Annotated in this window: 15 protein-coding genes; 3 read left to right on the top strand and 12 right to left on the bottom strand. The window is 65.2% G+C overall.

Annotated features, from left to right (window positions below; all coding sequences use genetic code 11):
• The first annotated feature begins 7 nt into the window (after window positions 1-7).
• From amoA to amoH, 3 genes are read left to right on the top strand one after another with little or no spacing between them, the layout of a single operon-like run.
• Window positions 8-757 (top strand): amonabactin biosynthesis protein AmoA, encoded by a 750-nt coding sequence (gene amoA / locus PG899_RS02150; RefSeq protein WP_190284202.1) that lies wholly within the window; start codon window positions 8-10, stop codon window positions 755-757.
• A 14-nt stretch (window positions 758-771) separates the two neighbouring features.
• Window positions 772-7,050 carry an amonabactin biosynthesis non-ribosomal peptide synthetase AmoG gene (gene amoG / locus PG899_RS02145; RefSeq protein WP_270696897.1) on the top strand — a complete coding sequence of 2,093 codons (6,279 nt, stop codon included), beginning with the start codon at window positions 772-774 and terminating at the stop codon, window positions 7,048-7,050.
• Window positions 7,047-8,609, top strand: a complete 1,563-nt coding sequence (gene amoH / locus PG899_RS02140; protein ID WP_190284204.1) for an amonabactin biosynthesis glycine adenylation protein AmoH — start codon at window positions 7,047-7,049, stop codon at window positions 8,607-8,609. Before amoG ends, amoH begins: the two co-directional genes overlap by 4 nt.
• Window positions 8,610-8,702: 93 nt before the next feature.
• Here the strand turns inward: amoH and pbpG are convergent, their stop codons facing one another.
• The 12 genes from pbpG to glpA form a co-directional block, all read right to left on the bottom strand.
• Window positions 8,703-9,623, bottom strand: coding sequence for a D-alanyl-D-alanine endopeptidase (gene pbpG / locus PG899_RS02135; protein WP_190284205.1), 921 nt, complete (start codon window positions 9,621-9,623; stop codon window positions 8,703-8,705).
• A gap of 402 nt (window positions 9,624-10,025) precedes the next feature.
• A complete protein-coding gene (locus PG899_RS02130) occupies window positions 10,026-10,481 on the bottom strand; it encodes an NUDIX hydrolase (RefSeq protein ID WP_190284206.1) in 456 nt (151 codons plus the stop codon).
• 137 nt (window positions 10,482-10,618) lie between these two features.
• Window positions 10,619-11,809 (bottom strand): heme lyase NrfEFG subunit NrfF, encoded by a 1,191-nt coding sequence (gene nrfF, locus PG899_RS02125; protein ID WP_190284207.1) that lies wholly within the window; start codon window positions 11,807-11,809, stop codon window positions 10,619-10,621.
• Window positions 11,806-12,405: a DsbE family thiol:disulfide interchange protein gene (locus PG899_RS02120; RefSeq protein WP_190284208.1), complete on the bottom strand. Its 600-nt coding sequence runs from the start codon at window positions 12,403-12,405 to the stop codon at window positions 11,806-11,808. The genes nrfF and PG899_RS02120 overlap by 4 nt, the downstream gene beginning before the upstream one ends.
• On the bottom strand, window positions 12,402-14,363 hold the full coding sequence (nrfE, locus tag PG899_RS02115) for a heme lyase NrfEFG subunit NrfE (RefSeq protein ID WP_190284209.1): 1,962 nt from the start codon (window positions 14,361-14,363) through the stop codon (window positions 12,402-12,404). Before nrfE ends, PG899_RS02120 begins: the two co-directional genes overlap by 4 nt.
• A gap of 162 nt (window positions 14,364-14,525) precedes the next feature.
• Window positions 14,526-15,479, bottom strand: a complete 954-nt coding sequence (gene nrfD, locus PG899_RS02110) for a cytochrome c nitrite reductase subunit NrfD (protein WP_190284210.1) — start codon at window positions 15,477-15,479, stop codon at window positions 14,526-14,528.
• 87 nt (window positions 15,480-15,566) lie between these two features.
• On the bottom strand, window positions 15,567-16,259 hold the full coding sequence (gene nrfC, locus PG899_RS02105) for a cytochrome c nitrite reductase Fe-S protein (protein ID WP_016350544.1): 693 nt from the start codon (window positions 16,257-16,259) through the stop codon (window positions 15,567-15,569).
• Window positions 16,256-16,855, bottom strand: a complete 600-nt coding sequence (gene nrfB / locus PG899_RS02100) for a cytochrome c nitrite reductase pentaheme subunit (protein ID WP_139749794.1) — start codon at window positions 16,853-16,855, stop codon at window positions 16,256-16,258. Before nrfB ends, nrfC begins: the two co-directional genes overlap by 4 nt.
• A gap of 51 nt (window positions 16,856-16,906) precedes the next feature.
• The gene (nrfA, locus tag PG899_RS02095) at window positions 16,907-18,352 is read right to left on the bottom strand and encodes an ammonia-forming nitrite reductase cytochrome c552 subunit (protein WP_029301047.1); all 1,446 of its coding nucleotides are present in this window, start codon (window positions 18,350-18,352) and stop codon (window positions 16,907-16,909) included.
• Window positions 18,353-18,948: 596 nt separating this feature from the next.
• Window positions 18,949-20,151 carry an anaerobic glycerol-3-phosphate dehydrogenase subunit GlpC gene (gene glpC / locus PG899_RS02090; protein ID WP_190284211.1) on the bottom strand — a complete coding sequence of 401 codons (1,203 nt, stop codon included), beginning with the start codon at window positions 20,149-20,151 and terminating at the stop codon, window positions 18,949-18,951.
• A gap of 190 nt (window positions 20,152-20,341) precedes the next feature.
• Window positions 20,342-21,619, bottom strand: a complete 1,278-nt coding sequence (glpB, locus tag PG899_RS02085) for a glycerol-3-phosphate dehydrogenase subunit GlpB (RefSeq protein WP_190284212.1) — start codon at window positions 21,617-21,619, stop codon at window positions 20,342-20,344.
• Window positions 21,609-23,288 carry an anaerobic glycerol-3-phosphate dehydrogenase subunit A gene (gene glpA, locus PG899_RS02080; RefSeq protein ID WP_139389436.1) on the bottom strand — a complete coding sequence of 560 codons (1,680 nt, stop codon included), beginning with the start codon at window positions 23,286-23,288 and terminating at the stop codon, window positions 21,609-21,611. The genes glpB and glpA overlap by 11 nt, the downstream gene beginning before the upstream one ends.
• Between the last annotated feature and the right edge of the window lie 65 nt (window positions 23,289-23,353).

The raw sequence follows: 23,353 nt of genomic DNA, 5'->3' as shown, positions 1-23,353 counted from the left end.
ACAAGCAATGGCCTTTGATTTCAGTGGCAAGCGGGTCTGGGTGACCGGAGCCGGGCGCGGCATCGGCCGCGAGGTGGCGACGCAGTTCGTGGCGGCCGGCGCCTGTGTGGTGGGGCTGGATCTGGCGTTTCCCGAAGCCGACTACCCCTATGCCACCCGGCTGCTCGATATTGGCGACTCGAAGGCGGTCAACGCATGCTGCGCAGCGTTGCTGGCGGACGGTGGGCTCGATGTGCTGGTGAACGGGGCCGGGGTGCTGCGCCTCGGCTCCACCGAGACTCTGAGCGATGACGACTGGCACGACTGCATGACGGTCAACGCCAGCGGCGTCTTCTATCTGCTGCGGGCCCTGGTGCCCCACTTCAAGGGGCAGCGGCGCGGTGCCATCGTCACCATCGGCTCCAACGCCGCCCATGTGCCGCGCATGCAGATGGCAGCCTATTGCGCCTCCAAGGCGGCGGTCACCAGCCTGACCCAGACGGTGGGGCTGGAGCTGGCCCCCTTCGGCGTGCGCGCCAACCTGGTGTCGCCGGGCTCGACGGATACCCCCATGCTGCGCGGCATGCTGCCAAGCGAGGAGGCCATGGCCCGCACCATTGCCGGGTTGCCGGAGCAGTTCAAGCTCGGCATCCCCTTGCGCAAGGTAGCCACCCCGGCGGAGATCGCCCATACCGTCCTCTTCCTGGCCTCGGATCTGGCCAGCCACATCACGCTGCAGGATCTGGTCGTCGACGGCGGCGCCACCCTGAGTGCCTGAGGCTTGAGAAACAGATGAACAATATGATTTTGCTGTTGAAACAGCTGGAACGGCAGGGAGTGAAGCTGGCGCTGAACGACAAGGGCCAGCTTATCTCCCAGTCGAGCAAGGAGGCGGTGACGCCGGCCATCGGTGCCACCATCAAGGCCCACAAGGATGAGCTGGTGCGCTGCCTGGCGGCCCGTGCCGCCTTCGAAGAACCTATCGCCGCCGAGGGCGCCCGGCAGGGGCCGCTCTCCTCGTCCCAGAGCGGGCTCTGGTTTATCGAGCAGTACGAGGAGGCCTCCCACCTCTACAACATGCCGGTCTATTTTCGCGTCAAGGGAGAGCTGGACACTGCGGCGCTGGAGTTTGCCTTCGACCACCTGTTTGCCCGCCACCCCAGCATGCGTACCCGCTTCATCAAGGACGAGGCGGGCAGGGGCGCGCAGGAGATCCTGCCCCACATGCCCTTCACGCTGCAGATTGAGGACGTGAGCGCAGAGCCCATTGCCGAGCGCGAAGCCTATGTGGCCCGCCGGGTGCGCGAGGAGATCGGCCGCCCCTTCTCCCTGACCCAGGGGGATCTGAGCCGGGTGCACCTGATCCGGCTCGGCAGCCGCGAGCACGTGCTGCTGATCACCCAGCACCACATCATCTCCGACGGCTGGTCGGTCAAGAACATGTTCGCGGATCTCAAGCGCGCCTTTCTTGCCCACCAGAATCGCGACCCCCTGCAGGTGAGCGAGCTGCCGCTCACCTACATCGACTATGCCCGCTGGTTCAACTCGGACCGTTTTCTCGATTATCACGCCGAGTTCAAGCCGTTCTGGGTCGATCGGCTCGGTGGCAGCCCCGAGGTCCACGGTCTGCCGCTCGACAAGCCGCGCCCGGCCCATCAGGACAGCGGCGGCGAGCTGGTCTTCTCCACCATCGACAACGATCTGTGGGAGAGCTTCAAGCGCCTCTGCCAGCGCCACAGCACCTCCAACTTCATCGGTCTGCACGCCCTGTTTGCCCTGCTGATGGTGCGCCAGAGCGGCGAGAAGGAGGTGGTGATCGGCACCCCGCTCGCCTATCGCGAGCGCCACGAGATCGAGTCGCTGGTGGGCTTTTTCGTCAATACCCTGGTGCTGAGAACCCAGCTGGAGGGGCGGCCCAGCTTTGTCGACTATCTGCAGCAGTGCCGGGAGGAGGATCTGGCGGCCTTCGATCACCAGCTCTACCGCTTCGAGGCGCTGGCCGAGGCCATCGGCGCCGATCGCACCACCGCCATCAACCCCATCTTCCAGATCATGCTGGTCTATCAGGCCAAGGTGGACTTCAACGATCTCATCCCCGGCTGCCAGCTGGTGGAGGAGACCTCGCCGGTGCTGCCGGCCAAGACCGACATCTCGGTCAAGGTGACCGAGCTGATGGACTCCGTCAGGGTGGACTGGCTGTTTGCCACCGCCCTGTTCGAGCGAGAGACCATCCAGGCGCTTGCCGATCGCCTGCTGCACCTGATGCGCGCCGTGGTGGCGGCCCCCGAGACCGACATCTGGCAACTGCCGCTGGAGGCGGGCACCGACCAGGCGGCGCTGGCCGCACAGCTTGCCGACTTGCCGCCGGACTACCCGAGCCGCGATACCCTGCTCTGCCATATCGAGCGGCGGGCTATTCAGTTGCCGGACGCGCTGGCGGTGAGCGACGGCGAGCAATCGTTGACCTATGGCGAGCTGGAGGTGCGTGCCAACCAGTTGGCTCACTGGCTGCAATCCTGCGGCGTTACCCCGGGCGCCGCCATCGGCATCCAGGCCAGACGCGATGTCGCCTTCGTCATCGCCCTGCTCGCCTGCTGGAAGGCGGGGGCTGCCTATGTGCCCCTCGACCCTGCCTATCCTGCCGAGCGGCTGGCCCATATCCTGAGCGACGCCAGTATTGCGCTGGTGCTCGGGGGAGAGCCGGATGCCCGGCTTGCCGAGGCCATCAAGGGCACAGATGCCGGTTACCACAACCTGCACCAGCTGGCGCTGGACAAGATGCCAACCAGCACGCCCGCACTACCCCGGGACGCCGCCATGCTGGCCCAGATCATCTACACCTCCGGCAGCACCGGCCTGCCCAAGGGGGTCATGGTGGAGCAGGGCAGCCTGGTCAATCTGATGGCGGATCACGGCGAGCGCATCGCCCTTGATCAGAATGGCGCCATGTTCAACTGCATGTCCCTCTCGTTCGATGCCGGCAACATGACCACCCTGCTGCCGCTCTACTGCGGCGCGGCCCTGCACTTCGGCGAGCCGGGCGAGGGGGTGATCAGTGCCGCGATCGCTCGGGGTGCCAGCCATATGATTTTGCCGACCGCCCTGCTGGCGAACCTGCTGCCACCGACGGATCTCGGTTCCCTCAAGGCCATCGGTTTTGGCGGCGAGGCGTGCCCGAGCAGCCTGGTGGAGCGCTGGGGGGAGCGGGTGGCGCTGTTCAACATGTACGGCCCGACCGAGTGCACCGTCACCGCGCTCTGCGCACGGCTCACCCCGGGGGTGCCCATCACAATCGGTCGACCGGTCAACAACCTGAAGGCACTGATCCTGGACGAGGCGGGCAACCTCTGCCCGGTGGGGGTGCCCGGCGAGCTCTGCCTGGCGGGGCTGGGGCTGGCCCGCGGCTACCTCAATCTGCCGGAACGTACCCAGGAGGCCTTTATCGAGCTGGCCTTTGATGCAACGAATGAGGAACGTACCCATCGCCTCTATCGCACCGGCGATCGGGCCCTGCTGCGCCGTGATGGCAACATCCAGTATCTGGGCCGGATAGACGAGCAGATCAAGCTGCGCGGCTATCGCATCGAGCCGGGGGAGATAGAGACCCGGCTTGCCGAATTGTGCCCGGCCATTCGCCAGATCAAGGTGGTGGTACAGGAGGGGCGCCTGCTGGCTTACGCCTGTTTGCAGGCCGGGGCAAGGGAGCCCGATGGTGATGCCCTGCTGCAGCGGGCCGGCGAGTGCCTGCCCGAATACATGGTGCCGGCGCGCCTCTGCTGGTTGCCCGAGATGCCGCTCACCCCCAACGGCAAGCTGGACTTGCGCCGTCTGCCCGCCATCGTCTGGCAGCAGAGCAAGGGCGAGCCGCAAAACGAACTGGAGCAGACAGTGCTGGCCATCTGGCAAGGGGTGCTCAAGCAACCGCTCGGGGTGGAGGATGACTTCTTCCGCTTAGGCGGTGACTCCATCCTCAGCATCCAGCTCACCACCCGGCTGCGGGATGCGGGACTGCACTGCAGCGTGAAGGACGTGTTCGAAGCCAAGACGGTGCGCCGCCTCTGCCGCCAGCTCGGCCAGCAGCAGGCAGTCAGCCACAGGAGCGAGCAGGGCAGCCTGACCGGCGAGTTCCCGCTCCACCCCATTCAGCACTGGTTCTTCGAGCAGGGCTTTGCCAAGTCCGGTCACTGGAACCAGGGGGTGATCCTGCGCCTGCCGGTCGGGGTGGACGATGAGGCCCTGCGCGGCTGGCTGGATGCGTTGCGCCAGCACCACGATGCCCTGCGCCTGGCGGTGACCCCGACCGGCCAGCGCTATCTGGCCGAACTGCCATTGCCGCCGCTGCCGACCCTGGATGCCGCCAATCTTGATGAGACCGAGCTGCAGGCCCGCCTGACCGAGCTGCAGGGAGATTTCGACCCTGCCAGCGGCCACACCCTGGCCTGGGCCCGCCTGCGCAATCTCTCTCTGGAAGGTGAACGGGAGGGCGATCGCGAGACGGTGGAGGGACTCTTCCTCGCCTTCCATCACCTGGTGATCGATGCGGTCTCCTGGCGCATCCTGGCCGAGGATCTGGCACGGGTGAGCAGGGGCGAGCCGCTGCCCGCTAAGGGCAGCAGCTATCGCCAGTGGGGTGAGGGGCTGGCGGCCTACGCCAAACGGGAAGAGGAACAGCTTGGCTTCTGGCTGGCTCAGGGGGAAGGCAGCCAGGGTCACCTGCTGGAAGCGGCGCGCGCCGCCGATGGCCGCGCCGCCGCCAGCCTGCTGCAACTGAGTCAGGAGACCACGGCTCGTCTCATCGACACCGCCAACCAGGCCTACTTCACCCGGGTGCCCGACCTGCTGCTGGCGGCACTGACTCGTACCCTGAGCGAGCAGGGTTACGGCAGCCGTCACTGCGTGATGCTGGAAGGACACGGTCGTGAGGCCATCGATGCGGAACTCGACGTGAGCCGTACCCTCGGCTGGTTCACCAGCACCTACCCGTTGGCGCTGGCAGATGCCAAGGAGTGGGATGCACTGGTGTGCGCCACCAAGGAGCAGCTGCGCGCCGTGCCGGACAAGGGGGTGGGCTTCAACGCCCTGCGCCTGCACCACCCTCGTGGCTGGGCACTGCCCGAAGCCCTGGTGGTCTTCAACTACCTGGGGGTCAGCCATCAGGGCGAGGCCGCTCAACCCTGGCAACCCCTGCCGCTGGCGCCGGGGGCCCCCACGTCCCCTGACAACCTGCCGCGCGAGCTGGTCAGTCTGCACGGGGGCGTGTTTGATGGCCGCCTCACCCTGCGCCAGGTGGGCGCCCTCAACCAGCAGGCGAGCGACGCCCTGATGGCGCGGCTGGCGGACAACCTGACGGCGCTGGTGGAACACTGCTGCAACCTGAAGGCCCCACGTCATACCCCGAGCGACTTCCCGGGGCTTGGCCTCTCGCAAGCCGCGCTCGATCGGGTGCTGAGCGGGCGTGAGGTAGAGACCCTGCTGCCCATGACCTCGCTTCAGCAGAGCATGTTCCATCACAGGGCGTTGCTGCCTCGGGATCACGCCTATCACCTGCAGACCGAGATGGACTATCACCAGCCGCTGGACGTGGCGGTCTACCGTCAGGCCTGGCAGGGGCAGATCGCTCGCTGGCCGGCCCTTCGCAGCGAACTGGTTCTGGCTGACGGGGTCGCGCTGCAGCGCATCCTCAAGCGCGCCGAGTTGCCATTCCACTATGAGGATTTGTCTGAAGTGGAAAATGCAGAGGCACGGATCCAGGCCTACCGCGAGCAGGATCTGGCCCGTCCGATCCCGCTGGAGCAGGCGCCCCTGCTGCGCCTTGCCTGTTTCAAATTGGCCCCCGATCACCACAAGGTGATCTTCAGCGCCCATCACGGCGTGCTGGATGGCTGGAGCGGCCCCGTGTTGCTGGGTTCCTTGCATCGCGGCTATCAGGCGCTGATGAACGGCCTGCTGCCGCAGCGCGAGCCGGATACCGCCTGGCTCGAATTTGGCCGCCATATCGCCAGCCAAACCCGCAGCGCCGACGCCTACTGGCAGGGGCGGGGCGAGCTGCTGGCCAAGCCTAACGATCTCGCCTGCCTGTTCGGGGTGACGCTGGACGCAGGCTCAAGCGGGCGCCATACCCAGCAGCGACCGGCGGTGTGCGCCACGTCGTTGCCGGCTGAGGTGGCGACCTTGCTCGCCCACCGTGTCCGCGACCTTGGCGTGACCGCGGGCCTGTTGGCCCAATATGCCTGGCACCGTCTGCTGGCACGCCGCTCTGGCGATGCCGTCACCCTGGTGGGCAACGTGACCCCGGGGCGGGACTATCCCATCGAGGGGATCACCGCGAGCGTCGGGCTCTATATCAACAGCCTGCCGCTGGCGCTGGCGTGGCGCACCGAGCTGACCCTGGCCGAGCATATCGCCCGGTTGCAGACCGACCTGATGGCGCTCAATGAGCACGGCACCCAGTCGCTGGCGGCACTGACCAAAGGCCGGGCGCGTCTGTTCCAGAGCCTGTTTGTGTTCGAGAACTACCCCATGCCGGCGGCCCCTGCCGCCCCCGAACCTCACCAGCTGGTGCCGCGCTTTGGCGCCGTGGTGGAGAAGGTGGAGCTTCCTCTGTCGCTCGTGGTCAGCAGCCGGGGCGAGACGCTCCAGTTGCGCCTCGAGTTCGACGGCGAGCAGATCCCCGAGGCCCGGGCCGAGGCGGTGCTGGCTGACTGGCTGGCCGAGCTCGACTGGCTGGCGCAGGCGGATCTGAGCCAACCGGCCGAACTGGCGGCGGCACCGTCCCCGGCGAAGGCGCAGGTGGCCACCACCAGGGCTGAACCCGGCCTGGCTCAGCCACCGGCCGAGGCCCGCGTGCTGGTGGCCCTGTGGGAGCGCCAGTGCGGCGTACCCGGCATCTGGCAGCAGACCTTGTGTGAACTCGGGGTGGATTCGGTGCAGCAGCTCGCCCTGCTGGCGGCCCTCAACGAGGCGTTTGGCCAGGAGCGGGCGCCGCTTACCCTGCAGACCCTTAAGGCCCATCCATCCCCCAGCCGGCTCTATCGGCACTGGCTGGTGCGCCAAACGGAGGCCGCGCTATGACAGTGACCATCAAGCATGAGGCTCCGCTCGTGCAAACCCGGCCTGCCCCCCGTGAGTGGGCGGCCAACCTGGATGCGCGGCTGGCGGCATGTCTGGCCGCCACCCCGCTGGCCCCCGCCATTTGTATGGGGGTGGGCATGAGTGTGGAAATGGCAGAGAGCCGGGACGGTGCAACCGCAGGGCAGTGGCTCAGTTACGGCGCGCTCAATGATCGGGTGGGCCAGATTGCCGCCCGTCTGCAGGGACTGGCGGTGGGGGAGCGGGTTGGCCTCTATCTCTCCCGCAGCCCCGATCTGGTGGCCAGCCTGCTGGCCTGCCTGCGGCTTGGCCTCACCTTCGTGCCCCTTGAGCCGGACTTTCCGGTGGAGCGGCTGCAGGGGATCGCCCGTCAGGCGCGCTTGTCGGCGGTGATCTGCGACGGCGACAGGCCGGCCCCCGCCTTCGGCTGTCCACTGCGCACCCTCGACGGGCCGGCAGCGGCAGGGGCCGTCTCCTGGCCCCAGGTGGATGACGCCCTGGCCGCCTACATGATGTTCACCTCGGGCTCCACCGGCGAGCCCAAGGGGGTGGTCATCAGCCGGCGGGCCCTGCTCTGCTTCCTCGACGGGATCCGCGAACGGCTCGGGCTTTCACCGAGCTGCCACTGGCTCTTTATCACCACCCCGGCCTTCGACATCTCCCTGCTGGAGATGCTGGGGCCGCTCTGGGGCGGTGGCCGGTTGACGGTGGCCGGCGGCGAGCACAACAAGGATCCGCTGGGGATGCTGGCCCTGCTCGAGGCCGACCCCTCCATCAACTGGCTGCAGGCCACCCCGGCCTGCTGGCGCATGCTGCTCAAGGCCGGCTGGCAGGGACGCAATACCCTCACCGCCCTGTGCGGCGGCGAGGCGCTGGACCCAGGACTGGCCGAGCAGCTCTGTGCCCGCACCCGGCGGCTGTGGAACTGCTACGGGCCCACCGAGGCCACCGTCTGGTCGCTGGTGAGCGAGGTGATCTGGCCACCGACTGATGGCCAGATCACCATCAGCCACAGCCTGCCCGGCTATCGTCACTGGGTGCTGGACGAGGCGGGGCAGCCGGTGGCAGAGGGGGAGTGCGGCGAGCTCTGCATCGAGAGCCCGGCCCTGTGCGAGGGGTACTGGCGCAAGCCGGCCTTGACCAGCGCAGCCTTCCTGCGCCTTGCCACCCATCGCCTCTATCGCACCGGCGATCGGGTGCGGCGGCTGGGGGCGGACAGCTTCCTCTATCTGGGACGACGCGACGATCAGGTCAAGCTGCGCGGTTTTCGCATCGAGCTCGGCGAGGTGGAGGCGGGGCTGCGCCGTCAGGCCGGGGTGCAGGAGGCGGCGGTGCGTCTGGTGGGCGAGGGGGACGAGGCCATGCTGGTGGGCTACGTGGAGGCGAAAAGCGGGGTGACCCTCAATCGCCTCGCCCTGCGCAAGGGGCTGCAGGCGACGCTGCCGCACTACATGGTGCCGGCGCGGCTCATCCTGCTGGATGCCCTGCCCAAGACCGGCAGCGGAAAATTGGACAGAAAGGCGCTGCCGTTAAACGAGTAAGAGATATGTCGGAAGGCCATAAACCCGAAACAAAATAACAAAAGCCCCCGCACCTAGGTGCGGGGGCTTTTTTGACGATGATAGCCGGGAGCGTTACTGGCTGCTGAACAGCTTGGTCTGGGGAGTGGACTGGGCGGTCAGGCTCATGCGACCGGAGCTCTCCAGCCAGGATTTGATCCGCTTGGCATCGGCCACCCGGGCGTTGGGGGTATCGGCATTGAGCAGCACCATGATCACCGGCTCGCGGTTGATCTGGGTGGCCATCACCAGGCAGCGACCCGCCTCGCGGATATAGCCGGTCTTGGAGAGGGAGATGGGCCAGCTCCCTTCGCGCACCAGCCGGTTGGAGTTGAGGTAGTGCAGCTGACGCTTGCCGTTGCGCACCATGCGCTCCTCGGTGGAGGAGTACTGGCGAATGAGCGGATAGGTGGATGCCGCCGCCACCAGCTTGGCGAGATCGTGGGCGCTGGAGACGTTGCGAGGGGTGAGGCCGGTACTGTCGGAGAACTGGGTGCTCCACATGCCGAGCATGCGGGCCTTGGCGTTCATGGCCTCGATGAAGGCGCGCTGGCCACCCGGGTAGTTTCTGGCCAGCGCCGAGGCGGCGCGGTTTTCCGACGACATCAGGGCGATGTGCAGCATGTCGGCCCGGCTCAGGCGCGAGCCCACCGCCAGCCGCGACCCGGTGCCCTTGAGTCTGTCCACGTCGGCCATGGTGACGGTCAGCATTTCGGAGAGACGCTGGTTGGCATCGAGCACCACCAGCGCCGTCATCAACTTGGTGATGGAGGCTATCGGCATCACCCGGTTGGCGTTGCGCTCCGACAGCACTTCACCGGTGCGCGGGTTGGCCACCACGAAGGCGGCTGAGCTCAGCGCCAGATCGTTGCGCTGCTCCAGAAAGCTGTTGGGGGAGTGGGGCTGGGCTGAAAACGGATTGGCCTGGGCGCTCTCCATGCTGACGGGAACAAGGAAGGCACCGAGCAACAGGGTAAGAAAAGGGCGAGTAATCATGATTTGACGCTACCGTACGGCTGACAGGGATATTTGGCTAAGTTATATGACGGTAATTGACGCTTCACAACGTCTAATGGCCCGATATTTCAATTTTATGGGATGGCGCACCTTGAAATAACGGTAATGGCGGCTATGGGTGGCTTCATACGAGTAATAATGGGGTGGGCAGGAGTGGGGAACCTGGTCGCGGCGCGCGGCTGGCGGCGCCCCCTGGCCGCCAGATAGTGACTTTTTTAACTCTCTCTGCTGCTTGTTTCCTTCCTCTCGCTCATTCTGGGTGATCATCTCTGCTGAAAATGGCCTGATCAGGGGCGGCAACATGTGCTGATGGCCGCCATGGCCGGATGTGGATCATCACAGGATCAAGGGGATAAGGGTAGGGCTCTTGGCATGTATCCGCTATGGTGTCATGGCCACCCTCATCAGCACCGAGGGGCTGTTTTCGACAAAGTAGTGCCAGAGGTGATCATAGAGTGCCTGCTGGCCGGGGAAGCCTGCCAGTGCCTTGGCCTCGGCCAGGTTGCACCAGCGGTACTCGGTGTGCTCGTGGTTGAGGGTCACCGCCTGCGTTGGCGGGCAGTAGACCACGAACACCGGCACCAGACAGACGGTGTTGGTGGCGTGCTCGTAAAGCTGCTCCAGATACTGGCCGTTGTAGAGTTCCTGCACGACGATGCCGGTCTCCTCGCGAAATTCGCGCACTATGGTTTGCCAACCGGTTTCCCCCGTCTCGACCGTGCCCGCCACATGACACCAGAAGCCGCCCTTGACCCGTTTCATCATCAGCAACCGGGTCTCGCCCTGGACGGTGGAGAGCGCGACGCCGGAGACGGTGTGACAGCGAATGGGGATCATGGGAGCTGCTCCAGAAACAGGTTCAATAGACGCCTATTGTTCGGCCGCCGACGGGAGGTTGGCAAGTGATTTTCCTGCCGGCGGTGCTTGTGCGGGCCAAACGTGACAGGGGCATTCAGCCCCCATCATACGTGCGGTCAGCCTCCCATCATGCGGGCGGTCTGGATCGCCTCGATCAGCGCGGTCCGGTTGATGCGGGGGCGCTCTTCGTCCAGCAACTGCTGCCAGAGGGCGATGGCCTGGGAGTAGCGGCCGTGCAGGAAGTGATCGGAGGCGAGCAGCATCAGGGAGCTCACCTCGCCCTTGTCCTGCTTGAGCGCGCTATCAAGCAGACGCAGCGCCTCCGGGGTGAGCTGCTGGCCTGCCTGGTAGTAGAGCACGGTGGCCTGGGCGGCCTGGGTCGCCGCGCTGGCCCCCCCTTCTTGCAGGGCGAGGCGCTGGTAGGCGAGCAGGGCGTTGGCATACTCGTCCCGATAGAGATAGAGCTGGCCGAGCGCCGCCCAGCCGTCGAGATCGGCGGGGTTGGCTTGCAGACGCTGGTGCAGGGCGCCCAGCTCCTTGTCCTGCAGATCCCGCGGGCTCAATCCCGCCAGCGGATCGGGGCGCGACTGATAAGCCTGCCACGCCTGATAGCGGCCGGTGCCGGCATAAATACCAGCCATCAGCGCCAGCAACAGGCCCCCAAGCAGTATCCAGGTGCGCAGCCTAAGCTGCGGATGGGCGGTGCGGTCCTTGGCCAGCCGGTCGCGCAGAGTTTGCTCGGCGGTTGGGGTGGCGTTGGCGAGGCGGGCCAGTTCCAGCTCCCGGTAGAGGCGGCTGTGGGGGGCAAGCCCCGCCTGCTGCTCGGCCATGATCAGCCGGTTCAGCTCGGCCCTGGGGTCGTGGGCGAGCGCCCCCTCGGCTCTGTCGCCAATAAGCGGCACCCGCGCCGGTTGCCGGCGATGCAGGCTCCTGCGCAGGCGATTGAGCGCCAACAACAGCAAGAGGGCGGGGCCGCCCCACAGCAGCACCGTGCTGCGCTTGAAGGGGGGATCGTAGCGCACGAAATCGCCGAAGCGCTCCGTCATGCGGGCGATCACTTGCTCATCAGACTGCCCCTCATCCACCCAGCGGTAGACCTCGAGCCGCAGATCCCGGGCGATGGGGGAGTTGGACTCCACCAGGTTCTGGTTCTGACACTGGGGGCAGCGCAGGGCGCGGGCCAGCTCCTGAGCGCGGGTCTGCCGCTCGGGGTGGCGAAACTCATAGGTGTCGACCCCGCTGGCAAGGGCCCCGAGGCTCAAGGCCAGCAAGAGTGGCGCTATCAGGGCGTGGCCGAGACGGCTCATGGCTTGCTCTCCTGCACTTGTCTCTCTACTTCTCTCTCCACTTCTCTTTCCATTTCGGGCTGGCTAGCGATGTTGCTGCGGGCCTTTGCAAGCAGGGGGGCAAACTGGCGTAGCCAGATCTCCCGGGTGAGCAGGCCGGTATGGCGGGTCAGCAGGGTACCGTCGCTGTCAAAGAGATAGGTCTCCGGTGTGCCGTAGACGCCGAGCTCCAGTGCGAGTCGGCCGTCGGGGTCGGCCAGCACGGCGCGATAGGGGTTGCCCGCCTCGGTGAGCCAGGCGCGGGCGGCATCCCCCTTGTCCCGATAGTTGAGGCCATAGAGGGGCACGGCGCTGGCCAGCTCACCCAGCAGCGGATGCTCGGCGCGGCAGTTGGGGCACCAGCTGGCCCAGACGTTGAGCACGAAGGGCTCCCCCTTGAGCGCCGCGGTGTGGATGGGAGCGCCACCAAGCAGATCGTCACTCTGCCAGGCGGGCAGGGTGCGCCCAGCGACGGCCTCATCCTGGCTGTAGGGGTTGTTGCCAAGGCCGAGCCAGAGCAGGGTACCGAGCCCCAGAGTGAGCACGAGCGGCACGAACAGGCGCAAACGGGCGTTCATAAGGACTCCTGTTCAAGCCGAGGGTAGGGGGCGGCAGCTGGGGCTGGATGGCTAGCCAGCAGCGGCCGGCGGGCGAGCAGGCGCAGGGCGCCGCCCGCCATCATCAACAGGCCACCGAGCCAGATCCAGCGCACCAGCGGCTTGTAGTGCAGCCGCATGGCATAGGCGCCGGGACCCATCTTCTCGCCGAGCACCACGTAGAGATCGCCAAACAGCCCCCACGCGATGCCGGGCTCGTTCATGTTCATGGTGCGCACGCTGTAGTGGCGTCGCTCCGGGGTGAGCCTGGCGACCTCTTTACCGTTCTTATGCACGCCGAGAGTGATGCGCTCGGCGGTGTAGTTGGGGCCGATGATCGGCTCGCTCCCCTCATAGCGAAACTCGAAGGCGCCGAGTCGATAGGGCTGGCCTGCGGCGAGTACCGCGCCCCCCTCCTGACTGTGGTGACTCACCTGCGCAATGCCGAGGGCGCACACCGTCACCCCGAGGTGGGCCAGCAGGCTGCCGAACCGATTGAGGGTGAGCTCACGCAGCGATGTCGGTTGCAAGAGCGGGAGCAGCAGGCTGGCCATCAGCCAGAGGCTGAGCACGTTGGCCGCGAGCCCCAGCCAACCGCCTCGCAGCGGCTCGGGATAGGCGAGGCTCAGCAAGGCGCCCCCCAGCAGGCCGAACAGGCATGGGAGCAGCACCTTGATGCGGCGCTGGGTTGCCAGATGCTGCCAGCGCAGGCGCGGCAGCTGGGTCATCAGCGCCATCAGGCAGAGGGCCAGCGGCACGAAGATGGTATTGAAATAGGGGGCGCCCACCGAGAGAGAGCCCAGATGGAGCGACTGGAACACCATGGGGTAGAAGGTGCCGAGCAGCACGCTGGCGCAGGCCACGCTGAGCAGCAGGATGGCGGCGCCGAGCAGCCCCTCTTTTGACAGCAAGCCAAAGCGGGCATAGGGGGCGCGAATGTCCGCCCGCAGGGCAAACAGGGTGAGTGCGCAGGTCAATAACAAGCCGAGCAGCAACAAGAGGGTGAGGCCGCGGCTGGGGTCCACCGCAAAGGCGTGCACCGAGGTGAGCACGCCGGAGCGCACCACGAAAGTGCCGAGCAGGCTCAGCGAAAAGGTGAAGATGGAGAGCAGCAACACGGCGTGGCCGTAAGCGCCGCGCTTCTCGCACACCACCAGGGCGTGCAGCAGGGCGGTGCCGAGCAGCCAGGGCAAGAGGGAGGCATTTTCCACCGGATCCCAGAACCACCAGCCGCCCCAGCCGAGCTCGTAATAGGCCCACCAGGAGCCCAGCACAATGCCGGCGGTGAGAAACACCCAGGAGCCGAGCGCCCAGGGGCGGCTCCAGTGGGCCACGGCGCCATCGAGCCGGCCCGAGTGCAGCGCCGCCATGGCGAAGGCGAAGTTGACCGCAAAGCCGACGTAACCGAGATAGAGCAGGGGCGGGTGGATGATGAGGCCGATATCTTGCAGCATGGGGTTGAGATCGCGCCCCTCCAGCGGCCCCGGGAACTGGCGGTCAAACGGGCTGGAGAAGACCAGGGTATAGAGGCCGAACAGCCCGACGATCAGCCCCATGATGGCCAATACCCGGATTGTGATCAGCGGATCGACCCGCTTGGAGCAAAGGGCCACCAGGGCGCCCCACAGCCCCAGCGCAAAGACAAAAAAGAGCATGGAGCCCTCGTGGCCGCCCCACACGGCCGCCAGCTTGAAGCCAAGGGGCAGGGCGCTGTTGGCGTGCTGGGCCACATAGACCAGGGTGAAGTCATCGAGGCCAAAACAGCTGGCGAGCAGCAGCAGGGCGGCCAACAGCAGGAGCGCGACCAGGAGGGCCAGCGGTGTTGCGCAGCCGAGCAGCGGGCGTGAGGCGAGCCGCAATCCCAGCCAGGGCAGCAGCCCTTGCAGCAGGGCGAGCCCGGTCGCCAGCAACAGTGAGAGATAGCCGAGCTCCGCCAGCACACAACCTCCAGTCAATCATTTGTCTATGTTATGCCGCAGCGTCTGCACCGTACCGGCGCTGGGGAATAACATCCACATTTCTGGCAACAACCAATCGCAACAACTCATCGCAACAAATAAGCGCCAGTCACCCGAGGGTGGCTGGCGCTGGTGATCATACCTTTAAACTACTGTCATCTGGCCGGCGTAGAGCACGAAGTAGCGCAGCAGCAGGATCCCCACCAAAGTCAGGCTGCAGACCAGCACCAGATAGCCGTTTTTGGCCCGCAGCGGTGCGGGGGCCAGCAGGGCCAGCAACTGGGGCAGCAACATGCCGATGCCCACCACCCCGAGCCAGAACACCTGAGCCCAGAAGCCGCTGCCGATGGCGGCCCACATGGCGGCCTCCTTCTGGCCGCCACCGAAGTAGAGGCCGGTAAAGAAGCAAACCAGCAGCAACACCTCCACTGCCAGTACCGGCCGCTCGAAGCGGTGCACGAAGCTCACCCCCTGGCTGTGATGGTTCTCCTTGAACAGAGTGACCGCCAGCAAGATGGTGGAAGCGATGCCGGAGCTGACGCCGGAGATGAGGAACAGCACCGGCAACACTGGGTTGTTCAACAGCGGATAGGTCTTGAGCGCCGACAGCAGAAAGCCGGTGTAGGCCCCCAAGAGCACGGCGAGCAGCAGCAAGAGCGGCGCCAGCAGCCGCTCGATGCGGGCAAGCCAAGCGATGAGATCATCCACAAAGGCGAACTTCTCTTGCAGCAGGTGACGGCGCAAGGTCTCGATCTCGGTCCGAAACACCACCGCCAGCCAGGCGAACAGCAGCGCCATGTAGACCTGGAACAGCATGACCCCCATCGACATCACGGAGTCGAACTGATAGTGGAACATCAGCTTCCAGAAGGTCCAGGGGCGGGCCAGGTGGAAGATGAGGATCAGTAACCCCAGCACCACGCTCACCGGCGCTAGAATGGCGGTCGCCTTGATGATGCCGCTCTCGCTGCCGGCCCCCTTGCGGCGCAGCAGCACCGAGAGGGTGGTGGCCCCGGCGGAGATGCCGAGCAGAAAGAGATAGATGGCGATGGGCCAGTCCCACACCAGCGAGGAGAAGTGAAATGCGTCATGCAACATGATCCATTCCTCCTTCTGTTACTGCGGTAGATGGCGATCGGACAAATCCCCACACGAGGGAGGGGAAGTGAAACGCCTCTTGCATCGTCATGACTTTATCTCCCCTTTGGGCACGCGGTACATCTTGGGAGAGGTGCCGAGAGCCTGCTTGTAGCGATAGGTGGTCTCCTTCACCAGCCGTTTGGCGATGGGACTGTCCGGGTCATCCAGATTGCCGAACACCAGCGCCTTGGTGGGGCAGGATTCCACGCACGCCGGCTCCTTGCCCGCCGCAAGGTTGGTCTTGCGGCAAAAGTCGCACTTGTCGGCAACCTTGGTCACAGGGTTGATAAAGCGCACCTGATAGGGGCAGGCGGCCAGACAGTACATGCAGCCGACGCAGAGATCCGGGTTGACGTCGACGATGCCATCCTCCTTGCGGATATGGGAGGCACCGGTCGGGCAGACGTGCACGCAGGGTGCGTTGTCGCAGTGCTGGCAGGACTTGCGAAAGAAGTGGTACTCGGCATCAGGGAAGGTGCCGATGGGGCCGGAGCGGATGATCTCGAGGCGCGAGACCCCCTCTGGCACCTGATTCACCTCCCGGCAGGCATCCATGCAGGCGGTACAGCCGATGCAGGCCGTCTCGTCGTGGATCATGCCGTAGCGGACCCCGTCGATGGTCTGGCTGTGGGCGAGGGTGGTGGCAAGGGAGCGGGTGTTGGCACGAGCAGCCCCCGTCATCATGATGAGGGCCCCCGCGCTCATCCCCGCCATGAAGTGACGGCGAGAGCAGCTCATTGTGCCTCCTTGCCCGAGGTGGTGTTCGCCTTGGCCGCCTTGACGGCCTCATGCTGCTTGCTGTGGCAGTCGACGCAGAGCTTGATGCGGGACTTCTCCGGAATAGCCACCATGGGCTCCTTGGCCGGGTGCAGCTGGTGGCAGCTGGTGCAGGTGAGCTTGGTGGCGTGCACGTCGTGGGCCCAGAGCGCCTCGCGCAGCGGTTTGGGTTCGTGACAGCTCATGCAGACCCCGTTCTGCTCGGCGATGGGGTAGCTCTCGGTACTCTGTTTGTCCTTGAAGCTGTCGCTAAAGCGCATCACATCCTTGACCCCTTCCCGGTGTTTGGGGGAGGGCTGACCATGGCAGTTGGTGCAGGTGACCGGTGCCAGGTTGTTGGGGTTGGTCGCCTGGCCGTGCTTGCCGTGCATGCCGTATGCCTGCTCCTTGTGGCAGTCGGTACAGGCGGCATCGGGATTGCGCAAAAACTCCACCTCATGTGTGGCAGGGAGGGCCGCAGGCGCGCCAGCCGCATCGGCGGCCTGGCCCTGCAGGCTGGTCAGCAGCATGGCTGCCATCAGCATCAGTCGTAAGAAATCCATCGTTAAATCACCCATAGGAAGCCTCCATCCGGCTGCGGGCCCGACACCGCGGGCCCGCATGCCTCGTCATTGTGCGAGCCGTCCGGCCGCTTTGGCCTCGGCATCCCAGGCGGGGACTGTGGTCTTGAGGAACTGGGCCTTGTCGCTGTTCATCTGCTTCATGTCCATGCCAAGAGCGGCCTGGGCCTTCTCCTTGCTGGAGATGTCAGGAATGGCGATCTCGTGGCTGATCCCCTTGGCGGCCAGCAGGCGTGCCAGCTTGGTGCGGGCGTCGGCGGCCTTGTCCAGGGCGGTTCCCAGCATGCGCAGCGCCACTTCCGGAGCGTGCATCTGCACCCCGTGGGAGGCGATGGAGAAGTCCCAGCGCCATTGGGCGTGACGGATGTCCTGCAGAATGTCCTTCATCTCGGCCTCGGTGGCGCCGGCATCCCAGGCGGCCTTGGCTTCAAAGTGGGCGTGCACCAGCTGCTTCTCGACTTTGAGCTTGATCTCGGTGACGGCATCTTTGCGCTGCTTGACCACCCCTTGCAGCATCTCCTTGCTCTGGGTGTGGCAGTTGCGGCAGGTCTGGTCGAAGCGATCGAAGGGGTTGCCTACCTTGTGATCGGTGTAGACCTTGCCCTGCTCGTTCTGCACCTTGGGCATGTGGCAGTCGACGCAGGCGACGTTGTTCTGGCCGTGAATGCCGGCGCGCCAGGTCTCGTACTCGGGGTGCTGGGCTTTGAGCATGGGGGTCTTGGAGAGGGCATGGGTCCAGTCGGCAAAGCCTATTTCATCGTAATACTGCTCCATCTGCTCCACTGTGGTGCCCTTGTCCCAGGGGAATTTCACCGCCTTGGTGGGGCCGCTGAAGTAGTACTCCACGTGGCACTGGCCACACACCTGGGATTGCTGATCGAAGCGCCCCTGCTCCTTGAACGGCTTGCCGATGGCGGTCATGGCCCGGTCGGCATAGGGACGGGAGAGGTGCAGGGCAGGCTTGCCCTCCTTGAACTCTTTCGAGGCGGTGTCGTGGCAGTCGGCGCAGCCGATGGTGTTGACGATCTCGGGGCCGCCTTTTGCCCACATCCCCTTGAAGTAGCCATCCTCACCCTTCTCATCGATGACGCGGGCCACGTCCGGGCCTTTGCAGCTCCAGCAGGCCATGGGCAGCGGGCCGTCTTCGGCGGTCTTGGGAGCGCCGGTACGCAGGGTTTCCCGCACGTCGGTCAGCGCATAGAAGTGGCCGCGCGGCTTGTTGTAATCCTTGGAGAAGGGGTAACCGGCCCAGAGCACCACCATCTGCGGATCTTCCGCCAGGGCGTCGGTGCGCTCCTTGCTCTCGCTGGTGCCTTTCCAGCTGGTGAACTGATCGGCGTGATCCTTGGCGAACAGCTCGCTGCGCGCCTCGATCTTGCCCTTGCTTTGTGCCTCGTCGGCCGCCTGTGCCCAGCCGCTGGTGCCAAGGCAGGTGGTAAGCAGCAGGGCGGCGAGGCCCAGCCTGGTCTGTCTGTTGTGTGAACTCACGATCATCACTCCCAAATCGATCTCATTGCCAAGCCTGACCGTTCCATCCTGGATGTGGGCATCAGCCCCCGCACTAGGCAGGAGCAGGCAGGCCGATTAATTGTTATTAGTGAATAAAACCCATGTATTTATGCGATTGCTCGAGCTGGATATTACCAAATGGGTAAAACGAATGATGATTTATCGGGAGCGGGATTGCGCTAGATCAATTGTCGGAGCAGGCAACGAGCGGAAATGAGATCCCGGTTAAATTATGAGGAAACTCAACTTATTGCATCATTGTTAATGCGGTGCTCCACGCACTGTGGCGGCCATGGCCCGCCAGCCCGCGTCCCACAAGGGAATGTGCGTCAAATGGCGCGAGCTGTATTCATTTAGGGATAGAAAATTTTCTGTGAATAGATATGCATTATTAAATTCAGGAAAGGGAGCCATGATGATCCCCTGATTGCCGGATTCAATCAGGGGGCTGTCCATGGATACCATGGTCTATTCGAACGATGATCCAGTAAAAAGAGCCGGCAATTGCTGGCTCTTTTTCTACCTAGTGTTTGCTTATCGGCCCCTTTGCCAGGGCGATCTGACCCGATATTGCAAGGGGATCAGGCCAGGGCCCGGGCCAGCAGGTGGATGGGGTGTTCACAAGGGAAGGGCGTGCTCATCTCGATCTGCCATTTGCAGGTTTCGCAGTCGGTGATGACCAGATCGGGCTTGAGCCGGTTTATCTGATCAAACAGCCCCTCGCCGATGGCCTGGCTGGTCTGGTAGTTCTCCGACTTGAAGCCGTAGGTGCCGGCGATGCCGCAGCACTGGGAGTCCAGCACGGTCACCTTGAGGCCCGGGATGGCGCGCAGCAGCTCGAGGGTATAGATGACGCCCCCCATCTTCTCCATGTGGCAGGGGGTGTGGTAGGCGATGTGCAGATTGAGCGGCTTCATCGCCGGTTTGTTGCCCTTGTAGAACTCGTTCCACAGGAAGCGGGTCACCAGCGAGATGCGATCGCGCACCTTGTGGTTGTCCTGCTCCAGCAGGTGGGGATATTCGTCGCGCAGGGTGAAGCCGCAGGTGGAGGAGGTGGCCAGCAGCGGCATCTCGTTGCCGAGCAGGGTGTTCTCCAGCTGCTTGATGTTGAAGGCCGCCTGCTGCTTGGCCTTGTCCATGAAGCCGTTGGCAATCAGCGGCACGCCGCAGCACTTCTCCCGTTCCAGCAGCTGGACGCCGATGTTCATGGCGTTGAGCACCTGCACCAGCTCCTTGCCAAGTTGTGGGTGGTTGTAGTTGACGTAGCAGCCGTGGAAGTAGGCGATCTGGCGCTCGAAGCGGGCCTGACTCGCTTTCTGCTTCTTGTACCAGCCGCGGAAGGTGCCCTGGGAGTATTTGGGCAGGTCGCGGTGGGAGGAGACCCCCAGCGCCTTGTCCAGCACCAGCTTCATCGGCTTGAGGCCGGTGGTGAAGTTGACCACCGGGGCCATCAGGGTGGACATGCTGCCCATCAGATCGGTATGGGAGAGCACGAACTCGCGGATCCCCGGTTTGAAGCCGCTGTACTGGTGCTTGGCCTTGGCGATGATGTCGCCGATGCGCACCCCGCTCGGGCAGGCCACTTCGCAGCGCTTGCAGTTGGTGCAGTACTTGAGGGCGCTGTCAAAGAGCTCCGGGCTCTTGATGCGCAGCCGCTCCCCATCCGGGCCCGCCTGCTTGGGGCCGGGGTAGGCCGGGTTGGCCTTGGCCACCGGGCAGTAGGCGGTACAGACGGTGCATTTGATGCACTGATCGAAGGTTTGGTTGGCATGATCCAGTAGCATGTCAGTTCTCCTCCCGTTGAGCGTGAAGGCACGGGATATGGGACAAAATCATCATTGGGCTGAACTCAAAATGTGACCGGCAGCCTGCCAGCCGGTGGCAACTGCCACGCCGGAGCCTGATCCCTCCTTGGATTGGGCATCGTAGTGCGCCAGCACACCGTGTCGTTGGAGTGGGAATATGTGATTCATCTCAGCCCTCCGCCAGAATATGGCCAGCGGCTTGCCAGCCGGTGGCAACGGCCACGCCGGAGCCGGAACCTTCTTTAATGGGGTCATAGTGCGCCAGCACGCTGCCGGCGCCGTAGAGGTTGGTGAGCGGCTTGCCGCCACGCAGCACCCTGAGCTTGTCGTCGGTCTTGACCCCGAAGCCCATGAAGGGGTGGTGGTCGAACAGGCGGCGGCCGGCCCAGGCGTCCCGCTCGGGCAAGCTCAGCACATCGGCGTTGAAGATCGGCTCGCGAATGCCGCGCAGGCGCGACTCCAGCCCGCGGCTGAAGAAGCTGCCGGAGGCGAGCACGAAGTGGTCTGCCTCGAACAGCTGATCGTCGCCATTCTGGCTGTGTACGCCAATCACCCGGTCACCGTCATAGCGGGCGCCCAGCACCCGCTCGCTGGTGAGGAAGGTGCCGCCAAGGGCCATGAAGCGGCGCTTGAGCGCCTCCTGCATCCGCATGCCGATCAGTGACGGCGGCATGGTGGCCACCTCCTTGATGATGCAGCCGGTGCGCTGCTCCAGCTCCGCCAGGCGCGGGCCGACCAGCCCCAGCGACAGGCAGGCGGGCAGCACCAGGTGATGGCAGCGCGGCTCACCGCTCTCCTGCACCAGGCGGCTGATCTCGCGGGCCAGATCCGTCAGCAGGTCACGCTGGCCATTGCCCTGCTTGTCGAACAGGCGGGCGATGTCGGCGGAGCGGAACTCGTGGGGATTACGGCTGAACTCGGCCAGCTGGGGCAGGCGGAGCTCCCCGGTCAGGATGCGGCAGTGGGCGAAGCGGGTGTGGGTCGCCAGGTTGGCGGCCGCGAGCTCGGGGTGAAAGTCGCGAAATCCCTCCAGGGTGGCCAGCAGGATGGCGTCGGGGGCCGGCGCATCGGTCACGCAGGCGCAGGTGTCGGGGGAGAGCCAGGTGGCTTTGAGGGTGCCGATGGGGGTCAGCCGCTGGTGATTGCGCTCCTGGCGAAACAGCGGCAATCCCTGCGCGGCGCAGTGGCGCTGCAGATCATCGAGGCTCGCCGCGATATGGGTCAGCCCCACCTTGTTGTAGGGATGCTCGGGGTTGGCGGCCATGAAGGCGGGCAGGGCGGCGCGGGGATCCCCCTCGCTCTCCAGCAGATCGACCGAGCCGGAGGAGAAGTGCAGGGCGCTCTGGCCAGAGGCCATCAGCAGGGTCTTCTGGCCGGCCTCGGCCAGGCGCAGGGCCGCCGAGAGGCCCGCCATGCCGCCGCCGATAACGATGCTGTCAAATTTCATGGCTGCGCTCCTTGGTGGGATTTGCGGTGCTGGCGTCGAGCGGGAAGGGCGGCTCGGCCACCAGGTGGGGGGCCGTCCACTCGCCAAGGCCGAACAGCCCCTCGTAGATCCAGTAGGTAAATTCGGCTTCGCGCAGGGCATCGCCCCACAGCACCGGCCGGGTGCCCTTGTAGCGCTCTTCCAGGAACTGGCGCAGCATGACGCAGGCCTGACGGCCGTCGGCCTTGCCGTACTCCTGCATCAGACCGGCGGCGCGATAGGCGCACAGCTCCCCCTGACAGGGGCCCATGCCGAGGCGGGTGCGGCGGCGCAGATCCACCAGGTTGTCCACATCCAGCTCGCGCAGGGCGTATTCGATTTCACCTGCGGTGACCATTTCGCACTCGCAGATGAGGGCGTTGGCCTTGGGGTTGTCGCGGAAGAAGGCGATGACCCGCTCGCCGTGGCGGTACTGGGCCGAGCCTTCGGCCGGCACCGAGAGGCCGGGGGCGGAGACCTTCTCCGGATCCCGCGAGCCGGGCAGGCTCAGTTCGGCGGTGCGGCAGGGCTTGCTGTTGCCCAGCTTCTTGGCCAGCAGATCGGTGGCCCATTCGGCCATCAGCCGGTAGGTCATCAGCTTGCCGCCGGTGATGGTGTTGAACCCCTTGAGGCCGTCACGTTCGGCATGATCCAGCAGCACTATGCCCCGGCTGATGTTGCGGCCGGACTCGTCGCCATCTACCGCCACCAGCGGGCGCACGCCAGCGTAGGCGCGCAGCAGACGGGTGCGGGCCATGATGGGGGCGAGCTTGATCCCCTCGCGCAGCAGCACCTCCACCTCTTCCGGCTCGACGGTGAGCTGGTCAATCTTGTGGTAATCGATGCGACTCGACGTGGTGCCGATGAGGGAGATGGTATCGCCCGGCACCAGGATGTCCGCGTCCGCCGGTTTGCGGGCGCGGTTGAGCACCAGCTGGTTGATGCGGTAATCCATGATGAGCAGGGAGCCCTTGGCCGGGAACATGCGGATGCCGAGATCGGCGTACTCGCAGATCTGCTGGCCCCAGATGCCGGCGGCGTTGATCACCTCCTGGCACTCCACCTCGAACGCTTCACCGGTGCGGGTGTTGATGGCCTTGACCCCGTGCACCCGATCCTGAGTGCGCAAAAGCCCCAGCACCTTGCTGTGGGTGAAGATGCGGGCGCCGTGCTCCTTGGCATCCAGCACGTTGGCGGCGGCCAGGCGGAAGGGATCGACCGTGCCGTCCGGCACCTGGATGGCGCCGATCAGCGCCGGGTTGACGTTGGGTTCGAGGCGCAGCGCATCGGCGGGATCCAGCTGGCGGGCGTCGATGCCCGCCAGGGCGCAGGCGTCCATGAAGGTAGTTTGAAAATTGATGTCATCTTCCGGCAGGGTAATGAAGAGGCCGCCGGTGTCCTCGACACAGTGGCTGGCGATCCGCTTGAGGATGCGGTTCTCCTGAATGCACTCGCGGGCGGACTCCTGATCCGTCACCGCGTAGCGGGCGCCGGAGTGGAGCAGGCCGTGGTTGCGACCCGTGGTGCCGGCGGCGATGTCGTCCCGCTCAAGCAGGATGCAGTCGATGCCGCGCAGTGCGCAATCGCGCATGATGCCGGCTCCGGTGGCGCCACCCCCTATGATGACGACTTGTGTGGTTATTCTTTTCATTCTTGCCCGTCTCATCTCTTCCAGATGGTGCCAGTGTGGCCTGTCTCTGGGCGAAAATGTTTGAT

Origin of the sequence: Aeromonas sp. QDB39, assembly GCF_027707585.1 — a bacterium.
Lineage (GTDB): Bacteria > Pseudomonadota > Gammaproteobacteria > Enterobacterales > Aeromonadaceae > Aeromonas > Aeromonas hydrophila.
The sequence above is the reverse complement of the archived record's forward strand: the minus strand, read 5'-3'. Positions and strand labels throughout refer to the sequence as shown.

Coding starts and splice junctions, on each gene's coding strand:
- amoA (WP_190284202.1), top strand. CDS start 8: ATGGCCTTTGATTTCAGTGGCAAGCGGGTCTGGGTGACCGGAGCCGGG.
- amoG (WP_270696897.1), top strand. CDS start 772: ATGAACAATATGATTTTGCTGTTGAAACAGCTGGAACGGCAGGGAGTG.
- amoH (WP_190284204.1), top strand. CDS start 7,047: ATGACAGTGACCATCAAGCATGAGGCTCCGCTCGTGCAAACCCGGCCT.
- pbpG (WP_190284205.1), bottom strand. CDS start 9,623: ATGATTACTCGCCCTTTTCTTACCCTGTTGCTCGGTGCCTTCCTTGTT.
- PG899_RS02130 (WP_190284206.1), bottom strand. CDS start 10,481: ATGATCCCCATTCGCTGTCACACCGTCTCCGGCGTCGCGCTCTCCACC.
- nrfF (WP_190284207.1), bottom strand. CDS start 11,809: ATGAGCCGTCTCGGCCACGCCCTGATAGCGCCACTCTTGCTGGCCTTG.
- PG899_RS02120 (WP_190284208.1), bottom strand. CDS start 12,405: ATGAACGCCCGTTTGCGCCTGTTCGTGCCGCTCGTGCTCACTCTGGGG.
- nrfD (WP_190284210.1), bottom strand. CDS start 15,479: ATGTTGCATGACGCATTTCACTTCTCCTCGCTGGTGTGGGACTGGCCC.
- nrfC (WP_016350544.1), bottom strand. CDS start 16,259: ATGAGCTGCTCTCGCCGTCACTTCATGGCGGGGATGAGCGCGGGGGCC.
- nrfB (WP_139749794.1), bottom strand. CDS start 16,855: ATGGGTGATTTAACGATGGATTTCTTACGACTGATGCTGATGGCAGCC.
- nrfA (WP_029301047.1), bottom strand. CDS start 18,352: ATGATCGTGAGTTCACACAACAGACAGACCAGGCTGGGCCTCGCCGCC.
- glpC (WP_190284211.1), bottom strand. CDS start 20,151: ATGCTACTGGATCATGCCAACCAAACCTTCGATCAGTGCATCAAATGC.
- glpB (WP_190284212.1), bottom strand. CDS start 21,619: ATGAAATTTGACAGCATCGTTATCGGCGGCGGCATGGCGGGCCTCTCG.
- glpA (WP_139389436.1), bottom strand. CDS start 23,288: ATGAAAAGAATAACCACACAAGTCGTCATCATAGGGGGTGGCGCCACC.